At 33.9% G+C, this 15692-nt stretch carries 8 protein-coding genes; 1 reads left to right on the top strand and 7 read right to left on the bottom strand.

Annotated features, from left to right (window positions below; translation table 11 throughout):
- Positions 1-62 precede the first annotated feature (62 nt).
- The 4 genes from QL232_RS01720 to QL232_RS01705 form a co-directional block, all read right to left on the bottom strand.
- Positions 63-3341, bottom strand: coding sequence for an FG-GAP-like repeat-containing protein (locus tag QL232_RS01720; RefSeq protein ID WP_281612802.1), 3279 nt, complete (start codon positions 3339-3341; stop codon positions 63-65).
- A gap of 345 nt (positions 3342-3686) precedes the next feature.
- A complete protein-coding gene (locus QL232_RS01715; protein WP_281612801.1) occupies positions 3687-5546 on the bottom strand; it encodes a SusD/RagB family nutrient-binding outer membrane lipoprotein in 1860 nt (619 codons plus the stop codon).
- 14 nt (positions 5547-5560) lie between these two features.
- On the bottom strand, positions 5561-8692 hold the full coding sequence (locus QL232_RS01710) for a SusC/RagA family TonB-linked outer membrane protein (RefSeq protein WP_281612800.1): 3132 nt from the start codon (positions 8690-8692) through the stop codon (positions 5561-5563).
- Positions 8693-9438: 746 nt separating this feature from the next.
- Complete coding sequence (locus QL232_RS01705) at positions 9439-10275, bottom strand: type II CAAX endopeptidase family protein (protein ID WP_281612799.1); 837 nt, start codon at positions 10273-10275, stop codon at positions 9439-9441.
- Between the two features lie 202 nt (positions 10276-10477).
- Between QL232_RS01705 and QL232_RS01700 the strand changes: the two genes are divergently transcribed.
- Positions 10478-11443 carry a TDT family transporter gene (locus tag QL232_RS01700; protein WP_281612798.1) on the top strand — a complete coding sequence of 322 codons (966 nt, stop codon included), beginning with the start codon at positions 10478-10480 and terminating at the stop codon, positions 11441-11443.
- Here QL232_RS01700 and QL232_RS01695 read toward each other — a convergent pair.
- Genes QL232_RS01695 through QL232_RS01685 form a run of 3 tightly spaced genes read right to left on the bottom strand, consistent with a single transcriptional unit; the run spans position 11433 to position 15394 of the window.
- Positions 11433-12152, bottom strand: coding sequence for a hypothetical protein (locus QL232_RS01695; protein WP_281612797.1), 720 nt, complete (start codon positions 12150-12152; stop codon positions 11433-11435). The genes QL232_RS01700 and QL232_RS01695 overlap by 11 nt on opposite strands.
- 49 nt (positions 12153-12201) lie before the next feature.
- Positions 12202-14667 carry an AMP-binding protein gene (locus tag QL232_RS01690; protein ID WP_281612796.1) on the bottom strand — a complete coding sequence of 822 codons (2466 nt, stop codon included), beginning with the start codon at positions 14665-14667 and terminating at the stop codon, positions 12202-12204.
- Positions 14606-15394 carry a GNAT family N-acetyltransferase gene (locus tag QL232_RS01685; RefSeq protein ID WP_281612795.1) on the bottom strand — a complete coding sequence of 263 codons (789 nt, stop codon included), beginning with the start codon at positions 15392-15394 and terminating at the stop codon, positions 14606-14608. The genes QL232_RS01690 and QL232_RS01685 overlap by 62 nt, the downstream gene beginning before the upstream one ends.
- Positions 15395-15692: the final 298 nt, after the last annotated feature.

Genomic DNA, 15692 nt, shown 5'->3' with positions numbered 1-15692 from the left:
GTTACAATAAGAGTTGTTTTAGGTCCTGTTATAAAAGTAGAAACAGGACCTAAAACGATACATTATTGTTTTACAATCCTGTACCGTTTGTTTTTAACCGCTACAAGATATATGCCTTTTCTCCAATTGGAAGTATCAATAAAAGGACTTTCTCCTGATTGGACTGTAATAAGCTTACCTACACCATCGAAAATACGAATAGTATCTTTTCTATCAATTCCTGAAAAATACAGGCGATTTGTTGTAGGGTTGGGGTAAAAAATAATATTCTGATGATCAAGAGAAGAGGCACTAATAGGGTCATCGTCGGGGTCTGTAATTTCCTCATCATTATTGTCTTCTTCCTTATCATTGTCCTCTTCATTCTGACCATCATTATTATTTTCTTCTTCTGAATTATCCTCTTCTGTTGTAGTATTGTCGTCTTCCTCATCATTACTTTCTTGATGTTCTTCTTCTTGGCTTTCTAAACAATCATGAAGCTCAGATGCAGATGAAATCAAAAAGCTAGCATTGTTATATTGAAGGTCAATTAAGCTATCAGCATTTACATCAAAGAGTACGTCTCCAAAATTATACTTCGACTGAAAATACTCACCGCGATTACCGACCACTAATTCAGATAAACTTATGCTTCTACTTTCAGGTAGTTCACAATCACCATAAATCACATAACTGCCTTGTTGATGACCATTTCCCGTAGCTCCAATAAAAAAGTCATCTACTCCGTCTCCATTAAAATCTACTCCAGAACTAACGTTAATATTTTCATTATCTATAGGAATGATAAAACCATTTTGACCATTAATAGAATCTGTTTTTACCAAAGCATCAGTAGAGTCTGTACCGTAATAAACGATGACCTGTGTTTTCTGGTCTCTTTCGCCATACCAGTCTAAACCACCGACCATAATGATATCAGATTTTCCATCATGATTAATATCTCCGGAAAGGGTAAAGTCAGTCATAGAAAAACCTTTCTCAGCAGTATTGTCAATTTTGAACCCGTTGACTCCATCAAATAGATTGTTCCAATGCATTTTCTGTTCAGAGAAACCTTCTTTTTTACCATATACTACTTCTAATGTATTTTCTGGGTAAAGTCCACTTGCTAAATCGGAGATACCATCACCATTAAAATCTCCTGTCATTAGTTTTGCTGACCAATAATTTCCGCTGGCAGTAAATTCTAATCCATCACCAGCTTCGAGGTGGTCAATGGCGATTTCTTGAGGGAAGGCTTCATCGGATCCAAAAAGAATATATGATGAGTGTTTTGAGTCATATTCTCTGTAATAATCAAAAATAGCAACATCATTGATACCATCACCATTAAAGTCGTCCATAGGCATAATAGTATTCCCTAGATGATACGCACTTTCTGAAGTGATCTTCATGCCATCTTCCTCAGAGAATTCACCCCAATTGATAGTATCAGTATCAAAGTTCTGCTTTCCCCACATGACTTCAAGTGTTAGATAATCTTTGGCAATAATATCATCAATCCCATCATTATTCAGGTCTACTGCTTTTAGAATACTAAACCTAATATCATTCTTGATTGTAAGTTTATTGTCTACTTCTGAGATTTCAGTAGAAGGTTTTGAAGTTCCATCACCAAAAATGATGTAAGCCGTATTTCTATTAAAAAGTAGTAAATCTTCATGACCGTCTCCATTAAAATCACCTGAATCAGCAATTTTCTCAGAGAGTTCCACTTTTTCTTTTTGACTCTCAAGAGGTCTTAGTTCGGGTGAGCCGTAGATGATATTTACCTCTCCACTTTCAACATCATCCTTTTGGAAAGCAATACCGGTTTTAGCAATGATAATATCATCAATCCCATCGTTATTTACATCCAACAATTCAATCCAGTCATGATCATCATCTCTGTGTCGACCTTCAGTATCTATTTTTAGTTTTTGATGTGATTTTAAATCATCGAAGTTAATTTGATCGGTATATGTTTTATCTTCTCCAAAAAGAATGTAGGTTTCATCATTTCCAATACTCACTGCAATATCGTCGATACCATCACCATCTACATCACCTTTTCCTCCGATGAACATGCTATAATATCCTCCCTCAAAAGTTCCTAAATCAAATCCATCAGAACCATCGAGACTATCTAGAAATAATAGATTATTGAATGAAGAATCATTGCCAAAAATAATATGTGCATGTTCGTTATATTCATAATAGTAACTACGACCAATAGCTAAATCATTGAAACCATCTCCATTTATGTCTCCTATACTTTCGAAAACACTGCTTGTTGATGGAGCTTTGCTTCCGTAGCCATCTGTAAAAGCAGTAATTTTGAAACCATTTTCATCTTTGACATCACTGTAAGCAATACTCTCACTGATATGTTCCTTTCCATAAATAACATATAAAGTGTCAGCCGAAGACCAGCTGCCAGTAAATTTATTGATGCCTACATCATCAAAGCCATCGTGATTTATATCACCGATAGTATTTACACCATCAATCCATTCATAGGTACCCCAGCTTACATTAATTCGAGTAGCTTCCACTCCAAGGTTGAGTTCATTCAGGTGAAGGGTATCACTGAAGTAATTATTACCCATTAATATGTAGGCATGTTTTGGTGTTGCAAATACGATATCATTTAATTCATCTTTATTGTATAATCCCGCTTGACCAGCCGCAGAAATTTCGGTATTTGATTCTACCACAAAACCATCTTCGGGAGTGAAAGAAGCTAATTCCAATGGCTGATCATTTTCGTCTACGGATTTTCCATAAATGACATTATAGGTACTTCTGCCTGTACGTACCATGATATCATCTTTATGATCTCCATTGATATCTCCAATACCATACACCTCATAAAATCTGCTGATATGACTTTTTATCTCGAAAAGCATATCGTCTGGCAGTTCATTTTGCTGTAAATTTTGATCTCTTTTCTCTGGTGATCCAAGGATAATAAAATAGCTTAATTGATTTGCTGTTTGTATGATGTCTGGATCTCCAACTAATCCACTCATCACAAAATCATTGTAACCATCGCCATTAAAGTCACCAATACCATCCATAGACCTGCCCATTCGACCATAATAATAGACCCCTTGGATATTGTAACCTGAGTTAGGGTTTAGGTCGGTTGAAGTATTAAATATATTTTGTCCTAAGGATTTAGTAGAGTGGGTAAATAAAAGTAGAGATACTGATAAACCAAATTGAAATTTGTGGTGTTGGAGCCTCTTCTTTATCAGCCCTAATTTCCGGTGAATATTATGCTTACGATAAGAAGGGATTTTGTCTAGATGAATAGATGCTTTTAGTCTAATAAACTTCTTTAGTAATTTATTCAAGTAGCGTGGAGTAATAGTTTTGCGATACATAATAACATGCGTTTTGTTTCTTCAATATTACTCTGAAAGTGACGCTTAGAGAGGTGTTTTGGGTATTACAATATCTTACATTTTACTATTATTTAGAACAATTTATATTACATGCATAACTGTGAAATGTCGTTTTTGATACTATTATGGCTGTTTTTGTAAATGTAACTTATTACAAAGAGGTTTCTAATACTGAATTTCTTCTTTTGTGGTGTTAAGCATAATTCTGACCGTAATTTTTCAGGTTTATTTTGATAAGAAAAAGGCCACCTCAAATAATTATGAGGCGGCCTTTGGTATTACAATCAATCTAATCTATTTCTTACTATACCATTGTGGAATGGCAATAAAGTGAGTTGCAGCACCTACATTTCCTCTTTGTCTTGTAATTGCCTCTTCTACGTTTGAAGCATTTACATTAAGCTCTCTGTTAGGATAAGGGAAACGTTTAGGTCTAACAAAATCAGTAACGCCACCTCTATGTTTAACTACTTGGTGTGTACCTACCTTCGCAGCATCATTATCGATAACAGGGTCGATATCGTATGAAGGTAAGTTGTAGTTACGTTCATTTGTAGGAATTACCTCTGGGATAAATGATGGACCACCAGTTCTAGTTACCAATGCGAATGATTTATAACCGTTCCCCATTAATGCAACCCAGTGTTCAGTAATCACAACATCTCTTTTGTCTGCTGCAGCATTATATCTTGAAACTGCGTCGTTGACATATTGCGTTTTATTTTGTTCTTGAGAGTATGTTGGATCTTTTTGTGACTTATATAATTCAACAAATGAAGATTCAAAATCAGCACCAGGGAAGTTAACCGCATCATATTTTGCTAAGGCTAATTCAACACCTCTTCTAAATGCTTGTGCATCGTTAACACCATATGCTGGAATTAAGCTTGCTTCGGCAATCAGGAAAGCAACTTCATCAGCACCGATAATAATACTTGGTGTAAGTCTGTTGAATGTGGCAGGGTTCAAACCTGTAAGTGTAATAAACTGACCTTCTTGAGCGAAAGCATATTCATCACCCACTTGTGCATTTTGATCCATCCAATAAGCAGCTTGCTGTGCTACATCGCCCGAGTTTCTCCAGAATAAACCTCTGTTACCATCACCGTTGTCACCTAGACGAACACCTCTGTAGTGTACTTTTTTGAATTCTCCTTCATCACCTGCAACAGCAAATGGGTCAAAATCATGGTACAAGGCAGTATTCATTACAGCTTTATTCACACCTCCAGAATAGTCGAAGTGAGAAGCCACTCTGAATAAACGAGGATCATGATGGTTTTGCATAAATTTCAAAGCTACCTCAGAGATATATGCATAAGACATACCACCAACTTGACCTTCAACAGCAATACCCGAACCATTGACATGTTGTCCCCATGGGCCACCTGCTTCAACGTGTCTTACATAAGAAGTTTCAGACCAATCAGTGATATAACCATGCGTATTATTATACCCCATTTTAAAGATTTCTGCACCTCTAGATGGATCTGCTTCAGACATCATTACACCAATCTTAATCAGTAAAGAGTTGATTAACTTTTGGTATTGTGCTTTTCGAGAGATGTCAGCATCATACATATCGTAATTACTGATATCTGTATCGTTAGCCCCTTCGATTTTTGCTCTTGAGTCTAGAAGATCGTCTACCATCATATTTAAGACATCTTTCTGAGCATCATATTTAGGATAGAAAGTTAAGTTCTCGTAACCTAAACCAGCTTGAGCATAAGGGATATCTCCATAAAGCTCAGTTAAGCGAAGCATGTTTACTACTTTCACTACGTTAAACTGACCAATCATATAGTCATGTCCACCCTGTTTTACTAACTTACCTTTGGCATCTTCGATGTTCTTTAAAACATTACCATAGATATTTGACCAAGTTGCTTCAGTATAACCATCATTAGTACCAAAGCCAATACCTGTTGAATATAAACAAGCAGTATTTTGTGCCATCGGCCCAGCCATGATAAGGTTTCCTCTAAAGCCTTCATGTCCTGATGTAAACATCTTACTTTGAGTGTAAGTGAATACATGTTTTAAGTCTAAATCATTGGATGTCCATGGGTCTACATTTTGATCACCAAAATTACATCCTGTTAATGCAGTTGCTGAAAGTGCAGCTCCAATTAATATATTTCTTAGTTTCATTGTGATGTTTCAGATTAGAAGTTAGCGTTTAACTTGAAAGTAAATGTTCTTGGAATAGCTAAGTTGGAATACTCAATACCTTGAACGTTTCTAGAAGTGAATGACGCTTCTGGATCGATATTGTCCGTATTTCTCCATAAGTAACCTACGTTGAAAGCAGAAGCTGTAAGACCAATGTTTTTAATTGGTGTATTGGCTAACACTGTTTTAGGGAACATATAAGAAACAGATACTTCTCTTAACTTGATAAATGATGCATCGTATAAGTGGAATTCAGGAATTCCTGCATATCTATCGAAGTATTGTTGAGGATCTACAGATTGAGTGAATGGCTCATAAGAAACATTACCATCAGCATCGTTATGAGCTGTTACTAAGTTTCCTGGGTTCCAGAATCCACCATCGATAAATTCGTTTCTTGGTCCAACTGTACCTTCGTGTTTACCAGAAGCATACATAGAAGCTTCAGTAGAAGAGTAGATATCACCACCAAATTTACCATCAATCAATACCGATAAAGTAAAGTTTTTATAGCTAAATGTATTTCTAATACCAGCCATCCATGGTTGAACACCATTACCAATTGTTGAAGGCTCATCTTCTACTTGAATACGTCCTTCTGAGTCTACTACAAAGTTGCCATTATCATCACGTAATGCTTGTTTTGCAACAATTTCACCGTATGGTCTACCAGGAATCGCTTGGATATTTACTCCACCAACTCCACCGATGCTGTAATAATCAACACCTTCTGTTAATGAAATTACTTCGTTGTAATTGTAGGCTGCATTGAAGTCGATCGACCAATTAAATGCTTTGTTCATAATTGGTTGGTAGTTTAAGCTCATTTCCCAACCTTCGTTAAGAATCTCACCCGCATTGATAATCGCACTCTCATAACCAGAAGTTCTAGAAATATCTACTGGAAGAATTTGATTGTTTGCAATAGCAGAATAACGAGCTACATCTAAACCAAATCTGTCGTTTAAGAAACGGATGTCGATACCGAATTCATATGACGTCTGGATTGAAGGAAGCAATGCCTTGTTTGGAATTCTATTACCTCTGATACCACCAATGTTCATTCCGTTATGGTCCCAGTTGTCTAACTCATATTGTAAGGCCAAAGAATACGGATCAGTATCAGAACCTACTTGTGCCCATGATGCTCTTAACTTACCAAATGATAACCAGTCTGGAGTATCCCAATCCATATCAGAGAATACCCAAGTACCACTAATTGAAGGATAGAAGTAAGAATTATTGTCTTCTGGTAATGTTGAAGACCAGTCATTACGGATAGATGCATCTAAGAATAAAAATCCTTTATAACCTACTGAAGCCGTTGCATATAAAGAAGCAATTGATTTGTCGTAAGTAGAGAAGTTTTGGAACATATCCGAACCCGCAGCTGGGTTTTGGAAGTCTTCTGAAGAGAATCTTGAAGATCCAACGTCAGTCATCTGACGTAATTGATGCATATACGCACCACCTGCATTGGCACTGATATCAAAGTTACCCACTTGTTTATGGTAGCTTAATAGGAAGTCAGCATTTGATTCGAAATCAAGGTTTGTTCTTTGGTAAGCTCTACCTTGTTCGAACCAAGGAGTGTATAATGGTTGAAGAACATCCTGACGCATTGCATTGTAGTCAGTACCAGCTCTACCTAAGATTTTTAAATCATCAGTGATATCATAAGTCACTGAAGCCATACCAATTACACGGTTAAGAACATCTTCGTTAACCACTCTGTTCATGTTCCAGTAAGGGTTCGTTTCTTTGTCATTGTAACCGTGAGGCTGACCTGCTCTTGGGTGACCTTCTGGGTAGGTATAATCTTTTAACCAGTTTTGATCTACTGTTGTAGGAATTCCTAATAACATACCCATGTAGTTATTTACAGAATTACCCATTTCCATACGGTTGTGTGCCTTTTGATTCACATAAGTCAAACGTCCGTCGATATGTAATCTTTTACTAATAGAAGTTGTACCTCTAATATTAAATGTATTACGTTTATAAGTTGAATTGTCTACCATTCCTTGGTTATCCATATTTGAATAAGAGAAACGTAAACTTGAGTTTTCATTTGAAGTGTAAGCACTCACACTTGTATTAGAAGTAATACCTGTCTTAAAGAAGTTATTGTAGTTATCGTATGCTTGTAAAGTTCTTTCTTTACCATCGTAGTAAGCATCTGTTCTCTGACCAGTAATTTTTGGACCCCACATTCCAGTAGTCGCTTTAGGGTTACCAGCTAGTGCGTGGTCAATACCTTGCCCGTAAGTAGTTTGATCTTTTGGAGTAATCCCTACAACATCTAGAGTAACACCAGTGTTGAAATCAACACCACTTTTAGCTCCTTTACCTTTACCAGATTTGGTAGTAATTAAGATAACTCCATTAATCGCTCTAGAACCATAAAGTGCTGTTGCTGAACCACCTTTTAATACTGAAATCGATTCAATGTCATCAGGGTTGATCGAAGATAGACCGTCACCTGTGTTCACATCACCAGTGTCAGGAGAGTCACCTGCATCTTTGAAAGTGTTATTTGCAATTGGCACACCATCAACAATGTATAATGGTTGGTTGTTACCATTTAGGTTGGCAGTACCTCTAATAACTACTCTTGAAGATGAACCTGCACCACTTACTGGAGCAATTTGCACACCTGCAATTTTACCTGATAATGAGTTCATCATGTTACCAGAAGCGACACCAGCATCACCCATATCTTCAGCAGTTACAGCACTTACTGCATATCCTAAAGATCTTTCCGAACGCTCAATACCTAAGGCGGTTACCACAACTTCATCAAGTTGCTCAGCATCTAACTCCATTTTAATGGAAACATTTGATTGAGTGCCAATAGCGATGGTTTTAGTGATATATCCGATGTACGATACGACCAACTCATTTTGACCGTTACCTACTTCGATACTGAATTTACCATCAAAATCAGTAATACTACCACTAGATGTTCCTTTAATAAGGATGTTTACACCTGGTAAAGCTTCGTTCATTTCATCATGAACTGTACCTGTAATGACCCTTGTTTGTCCAAAAACAGGGGCAAATCCTAACAGCATCGTACAGAAGAATGCAGAAAGAATAAATCGTAAAAAGTTACTTACTTTCATCGGTTGTTTGTTGTTTGTTAACGCTTGATTTATTGGATTTATAGCACAGATCAGCGAAACATATTTCTATGCTAAAATATATGTAGATAAGAATTTATTTTAATGCTAACGAATATATGTAAACTTTTATATTCAATTTTTTTCAATGAAAATATGATAGATTAGTTATGCAATGCTTACAAAAGACACCCCTAAAAGAGATGTCTTTTAGTTGTAATCAAAACATTATATTAATCTTATTTCACTTAAATTAATTCTGAATATTCGCAGTGGTTACAATGTTATATATCCGTATATGTATCACTGATTAAGGTTAAAGACAGTAATTCATTCATTTTAGAAATTAAAGAGTGTATGCATCTAGGCTTACTTTTCGTATAATTTTGAAAAATAAACAATAGAATATACCGAAACCGATTGCTGAATTATTGCAAATCAGTTTTGAATTTTATTTTGGAAATATGATCAATTGGAAATAAAAGATCATTTACACAAATCGTTATATAGGTAGATGTTTTCATTTAATATTTATGGAATAGATTGTTTGTAATTTAGTATTGAAATCGTACTTGTTTTAGCTTTGTTTCATTTTCATATAACAAATGTAGGAAGTGAAATTTTGTTAGAAAAGTGTATTAACGACTATTAAATATTATTACAATCGTTTAAAAATATTGGAAAATCAACAAGGTGTACAATGTTTAAAATCAAAGGTTTTGTACAATGTTGATTTTCCATTTTAGTATCTACTGTGATTTTATTACATTGATGGGTTCATTTTCATCACCTTTTTTAACATCCTCTTCTAAAAGAGTATTAATTTGATAAATGCTTAGACCTAAAATAATTAATGCCACAGCTGCCATTAGAAGGTAATTTTCTATTCCTCCCATTACGTCATAAAAAGGTTGTTCAATATCAAAATCATCAGGAATAGAGGTTAACTCTTTAAATGCAAAGAAATTATTGATACTATGTAATACTATCGGAAGCAATAAATTTTTGGTTTTATAGTAGATCCAGCCAAAAAGCACACTACCCAAACCAGCATGAACTGCTTGAATAAGGTTCATATGGATCAACCCAAAAAGAAATGAAGATAGTAAGATAGCCTTCCATGGGGTGTAATTTTTTAGCAACCCATCGAGCATGATACCTCTAAAAATAAATTCTTCCATTACCGGTGCAATAATAACTATCGAAAAGAAAGTGAGAAAATATCGGTCGTCAATCATTGATTTCACCGTATCAAGATAATCATTAGTTAGTGGTATTAATGATGTAATAGGTGTGATGATAGATAATTGGAAACAGAACATAGCACAGAGACTTAAAGCATACACCATAAATGGCGTCTTTCTAAATTGATATTTAAAGACTTCATTCTGTTTAAATCTTAGGTAGTGAATGATTAAGAATGTAAATGATGAACTGACCAAATAGCTAAATAAGATCATTACATTTTGGTTGACGTTGAAAGCTTCGAAGATGAAATAGAGAGGTACACTGATGAGTAAAGAGAGAAGATAAATTCCGAAGATCCCAAAAGACTGTTTAATGTTAGGATAACTTATAGTATTCATTTAGAGATAATAGTTTGTTTTTGAAATGAGTCCCAAGATAATAAAAGTTTTTAAATCAATTACTTACTGATTTTTTGTAAGAATCCTAAATCTTTTAATTATAACTTTAAGTTATTTTACATTCTTTTTATTAGGTAACAGTGATCGAATAAATGCGTTTTATTAAGTATCAATCTGTTATCAAATAATTAAAAGTAATATTATGAAAGATAAAATAAGAAATTTGCCTGTCGGACTTACTGGTGTTGCATTAGGTACTGCTACATTGGGTGCAGCTTGGGGAAATGCTCATATTGGATGGGTTTCTTATATCACATTAGCTATCGCATTATTCTATTTCTTATCTCTAATTTTAAGAAACGTATTACATTTTGATGTATTCAAAGAGGAACTAAAACATCATGTGTTGGGAAGTTATGTTCCTACTATGGCGATGGCAATGATGGTATTTGCCGGGATATTGGTGAAGGTGGATCCAATTTTAGGCAAAGGTTTATGGTTATTAGCCATTGGTATACATTTGATTTGTTTAGCGACTTTTGTCTACCATAGAATGAAGAATTTTTCTTTTGAGCACATGATGCCCAGCTGGTTTGTTCCTCCAATTGGTATTGTTGTAGCTTGTGTAAACGCTACATATATGGGGTTCCCAACTCTAGCCGCAATGATTTGGTGGATAGCTACCCCATTATATTTTGTAATGTTGGCATTTATGATTTACAGATTAGCATTCTATAAATTCGATACTGTAGAAACATTTGGAATCATGGCAGCACCAGCAAGTTTGTGTTTTGCAGGGTACTTAACCATCACACAAAACCCCAATGAGTTTATATGCCATGTACTACTTACATTGTCGATCTTAATGACATCTGTCTTATATATTGCCTTTTTCCACCTATTAAAAAGAAAGTTTAACCCTGGATTTGCTGCCTTTACTTTCCCGTTAGCAATAGGTACAGTGGCACTTCAGAAGTATGCAAAAGTATTATTTACTGCTGGTGAGACAACAATGGCACATGCTATAGAATTGATCTCTTATTTAGAACTTGGAGTGGCTACTTGTGTTATTGGTTATGTTGTAGTGAAGTTCTATTCTTATTGTAAAGATGATGTTTTGGAATTTGAATTAAATATCAAAAAAGTGATTTACAATATTACTCACTAAGCGTTGCATCCCCATAAAACTCACTATGAGTTATCTTATTCTGTTGTTGAAAATCTATAATCATCCAGATATAAATAATATCAAAGATCAATATAAATACCCCAAGGCAGGTTACTAAATTACTTTCCAAAATAACCCCGTATAAAATACTAGGCGTTAATGTTCCGATACATTTTGCTATAGCTATTGATAAATGCTGTCCCTTTAATGACTTTCGCTGTACCAATAAACTAATAAAAGCAATAGACATAATAAGGTTTTGTGTAAAAGCAGAATACCAGCAACCTAATGAAGGGTTGATAAACCAAAGCATATCGTCAACATATTTGGCGTCACTCTTTCCAAATTCTTGATAAAAAGCAACCTGTAATGTAAAGGCCATCAGTAGTACAATAATAGACCAAGGTATAAAGTACTTTTTATTGGCTAACTTCTCAAAATCTTCCTTCCCATATTTAAAATAGGTGGCAACAATGGCAATATCAAACCCTAACCATATAACATTAACAATCGTCTGAATATTTGTAGGAGCTTCCATTAGACCAATTCCAGCATATAATGCCTCCCAAGCAAGGTTTAAAGCTAATGCAATAAAAGGCATGCCATATGTTTTCTGTTGAAACCCTAAGCGAATGAGTTGTATATAGACTAAAGTCCAAGCCGTTCCGCTGATACCCGAAAGAATAAATCCGATTGTTGAGATGTCCATAGTAATTAGTTTTCTTTTTTGTTAAAGAAAATCATACCAATTCATCTTATTATTCACTATCAATGATCAATTCTTTAGTTAATGCTGTTTCAAATATCCTATTATTATGGTTTGGAACTTCTTTTAACTCTTTAATAATAGTTGCAGCTATGCTTAGAGAGTTTTCTTTATTTAATATGGATCCATGATTCCCAGTAAGTGTCTTCTTAAATAGTAAATTCTGATTATACTTTTCCCATTGATAAGTAGCTTTAATATCATTACTAAAGAATGATTGGTCGTTAGCTATAAAAGTACCTAATGGAAACTTTGTTGTGCTAACCTTAATTTTTGAATGAAGTAATTCAGCATAAAATGAGAAGAAGTAATCATGAATTGTTTGAATAGATACATCATTGGAAGATGTATGGAAATATTGTTGTTTAATTCTTCTTTTTAAGCGCTTGTAACTGATGACAAGCTCAGAGGAATTAAAAAAGTTTTTCTTTATTATTTTCAGTGTTTTTAATGAGTCATTCATAACCTTCATTAGTAATGATTGCTTTTCATAAATTGGAGTATCAATGATAAACACCGAAGGTTGTTGCTGAATTAGATGAGCTATTTCGTATGTTATGTACCCAGATAAAGAGTACCCGATGAATGCTTTAAATGAAATATTTGACTGATCAAGAAAAGATACACATTGCTGTATTAACATCGAAAAACTGTAAAATTGTTTATCACTAGGATTTTCTTTTAAAGGATACTGAAGAAGGTAAATGTTATATTTTTCCTTAAGAGATTCTTGAATGAATCGATATTGTTCATGGCTTCCATGAATAGATGGAATAAATAATATATTTTCTTTAAATGAACTGTATTCTGTTACTTGTATTAGATTAAAAGAATTTGAATCATATAATGCATCTTTTAGTTTTTCAAATGTAGGGTATAGATAGATAAGTTGTGGAGAAAGTTCTTTTCCGATGACTTCTTCTAAATCTGAGATTAATGATAATGAAGTAAGTGAATCGCCACCTAAGTCACTAAAAAAGTGTTTTCCTTCAAAATTATCAATCAGAGGGAATTGCTTCCTCCAGGCATTTTGATAAGGATCTTTTACTTTCTCAACAGAGGAAACCCTTTTTAGTAAGTTCTTTCGGTCAACTTTATCTGAATTAGTTTTAGGGAATTTATCAAGAATTATAAGTTGATAAGTTAGTTTAGGGAAGCTTGCTTGAATGATTCTTTTTATTTCGTCTTTACCATTAGAAGAAGTAGTTACAAAAAGGTATAGATTTTCATGGGTGCTATCAGCGATAGCTGCTATATCATTAATGGATTCAATAAGACTTAAATTAGCTTCTATTTCTGATAAATTAATAAAAGTACCCTTAATTTTTATTCTATTATCAGAACGCCCCTTAAAATGGAGCTGATCATTCTTATCAATTTTACCTATATCATTCGATATGAACAATGTGGTATTCTCATCCACTTGTTTAAAGCTATCATAGGAGTTGATATATCGATGACCAATTGCATGACTTTGTATAGCAATTCGTCCTTCTTTCTCATTTGTTACTACCTCATCATTTTGATCTAAGATAATCCACTTTTTACTTTCAATAGGTTGATATTTTATTTCTTCATATTCATCATTAGTATCAGCCTTCACCTTTAACTCCCCAATCATTCTTGTTTCAGAACTGGCTAAAGCTAATTGTAAAACCTGATTCTTATGAAAATGCTTTTTAAATAATAGGATATCACTCGTAAAAACTTCTTCTCCTCCTAAGCAGATAAATCTTAAATGGGGTAAATCAATAGTAACCCTTCTTTTTAATAAGGTTCTGAATAATGAAGGAGTTAATGTAGTCATGGTGATTTTCTCTTGTCTCCAAAAGTCAATGATGTCTAAAGTAGAATCACACAGGTGAAGAGAAGCGCCACTATATAAAACTGGGAATATAGAAGATAAAGAGGCGCTGAAATTTAGGGAAGAGACAATATCTATACGGTCGTTGTTAGTAATGTTATTATTTCTGATTTGTCTAAGTGTATCTTCTAATAAACCCTGATAAAGGTATTCGGTTATTTTATGATTTGAGGTCGATCCAGAACTATTTACCCAACAGAAAGGATGAAAACCGGAGATGTTTGCTTTAACTGATAAAGGTAATTCTGTATCATCGTTAGAATTAATAAAATGCTCATACAATTGATCATCTATATTAAGCACATCTTTTAAAATATTAAGGTTTACTGATTGTATAACCTCTTCATTCACCATCCAATAAGTTTTCTTAGCGACTAAAGAAGCAACTATTAAGAATAGACTATGAATAGGATCAGAGACTTGAATTGCTATGACTTTCTCTTGCTGTTTTAGGAGGATATTACATAAAAGCCTTACTTTTTCTAAAAATAAATCGAAGGAATAGGATTGGTTTTTATAAGTAAGTAGAGGCTTATGCTTGTAATATTTCTTGTTGCTTAATAAGGTCACCCAAAGGTTTTGATAATCCTTCATGATATGTCTTGTGAATAGAAAGTCCAGATTTTAATAGGTTACTTAAACTAATAGTATTGTCGTATGCCCAAACATAACAACTTTTATATCCTTTTTGCTTTCCGATGGACAAACGCTCTTTAATTGCTTTCTTTTGAAAACCTCTGTTTTGGTATTCTGGTAATACTCCACATGAGGCTAAGAACATGTACTCTTCATTATAGAAATTAGAGCAAATACCTATTGTATTACCATTTTCTTGTATAAAGAACAGATCAGATTGCTTAGACTGTAATAGTAATTTGAAGTTTTCTGCTACCTCATCATAATCTTTATTAGAAGATCCAAAAACAGTAAGATATAACTTCGTAAAATGGAGAAGGTCTTCGTCATTACTGACCGGTTTAATGGTTGTGATATTAGATGAAGGGATGTAAGTAGAAAGGTCCTTATAGCATGCTACAATGGTCCGATCTTGATATGAAAGATCTAAGAAATCATGATGATAGTATGATTCTTTAGATTGTATAATTTTAATTCGATCAATCCCTTTTTCATAGTAGGGAAGGCCTAATTTTTTTATAGAAATATTGTTAGTATTAAGGTATAAGTAATTGAAGTAGTCCACTTCTTCAAACATCAATGATAAATACCCTTTGTAATTGTTAATCGCAATATTTCTTTTTCTCTGTTTATAAGTCTCCAAACGATACATATCATATTCGAAGACAGGATGTTGTAGTAGCATTTTGGAAATACGGGTAAATCCATAAAAAATAGATATCGGGTTGAATATAGTTGAAGAATTCAAACTAAAAAAGCTTTACATATTAACTTTTATCTAAGGATAAATTATTAATACATAAAGCTACATTTATGTTAAGTTATTTAAGTAGTAGTGGTCTTTTATAAAGTTTTACCCAATTTAAACAATGGAAACATTAAATTTAATTTCATATAAAAGTTACATTATAAAATCGACGATACTGTCAGATAAATAAATCACATTATCTTTTTTAAAGTATTATGTCTGAAATGATATGAAT

The organism is Flammeovirga sp. SubArs3 (genome assembly GCF_947387565.1).
Classification (GTDB): Bacteria; Bacteroidota; Bacteroidia; order Cytophagales; family Flammeovirgaceae; genus Flammeovirga; species Flammeovirga agarivorans.
This window is presented reverse-complemented; position numbering and strand designations above follow the sequence as displayed.

What these genes read in the sequence shown, in the direction of transcription:
- QL232_RS01715 (WP_281612801.1), bottom strand. Translation starts at nt 5,546, where the DNA reads ATGAAACTAAGAAATATATTAATTGGAGCTGCACTTTCAGCAACTGCA.
- QL232_RS01710 (WP_281612800.1), bottom strand. Translation starts at nt 8,692, where the DNA reads ATGAAAGTAAGTAACTTTTTACGATTTATTCTTTCTGCATTCTTCTGT.
- QL232_RS01705 (WP_281612799.1), bottom strand. Translation starts at nt 10,275, where the DNA reads ATGAATACTATAAGTTATCCTAACATTAAACAGTCTTTTGGGATCTTC.
- QL232_RS01700 (WP_281612798.1), top strand. Translation starts at nt 10,478, where the DNA reads ATGAAAGATAAAATAAGAAATTTGCCTGTCGGACTTACTGGTGTTGCA.
- QL232_RS01695 (WP_281612797.1), bottom strand. Translation starts at nt 12,152, where the DNA reads ATGGACATCTCAACAATCGGATTTATTCTTTCGGGTATCAGCGGAACG.
- QL232_RS01690 (WP_281612796.1), bottom strand. Translation starts at nt 14,667, where the DNA reads ATGAAGGATTATCAAAACCTTTGGGTGACCTTATTAAGCAACAAGAAA.
- QL232_RS01685 (WP_281612795.1), bottom strand. Translation starts at nt 15,394, where the DNA reads ATGCTACTACAACATCCTGTCTTCGAATATGATATGTATCGTTTGGAG.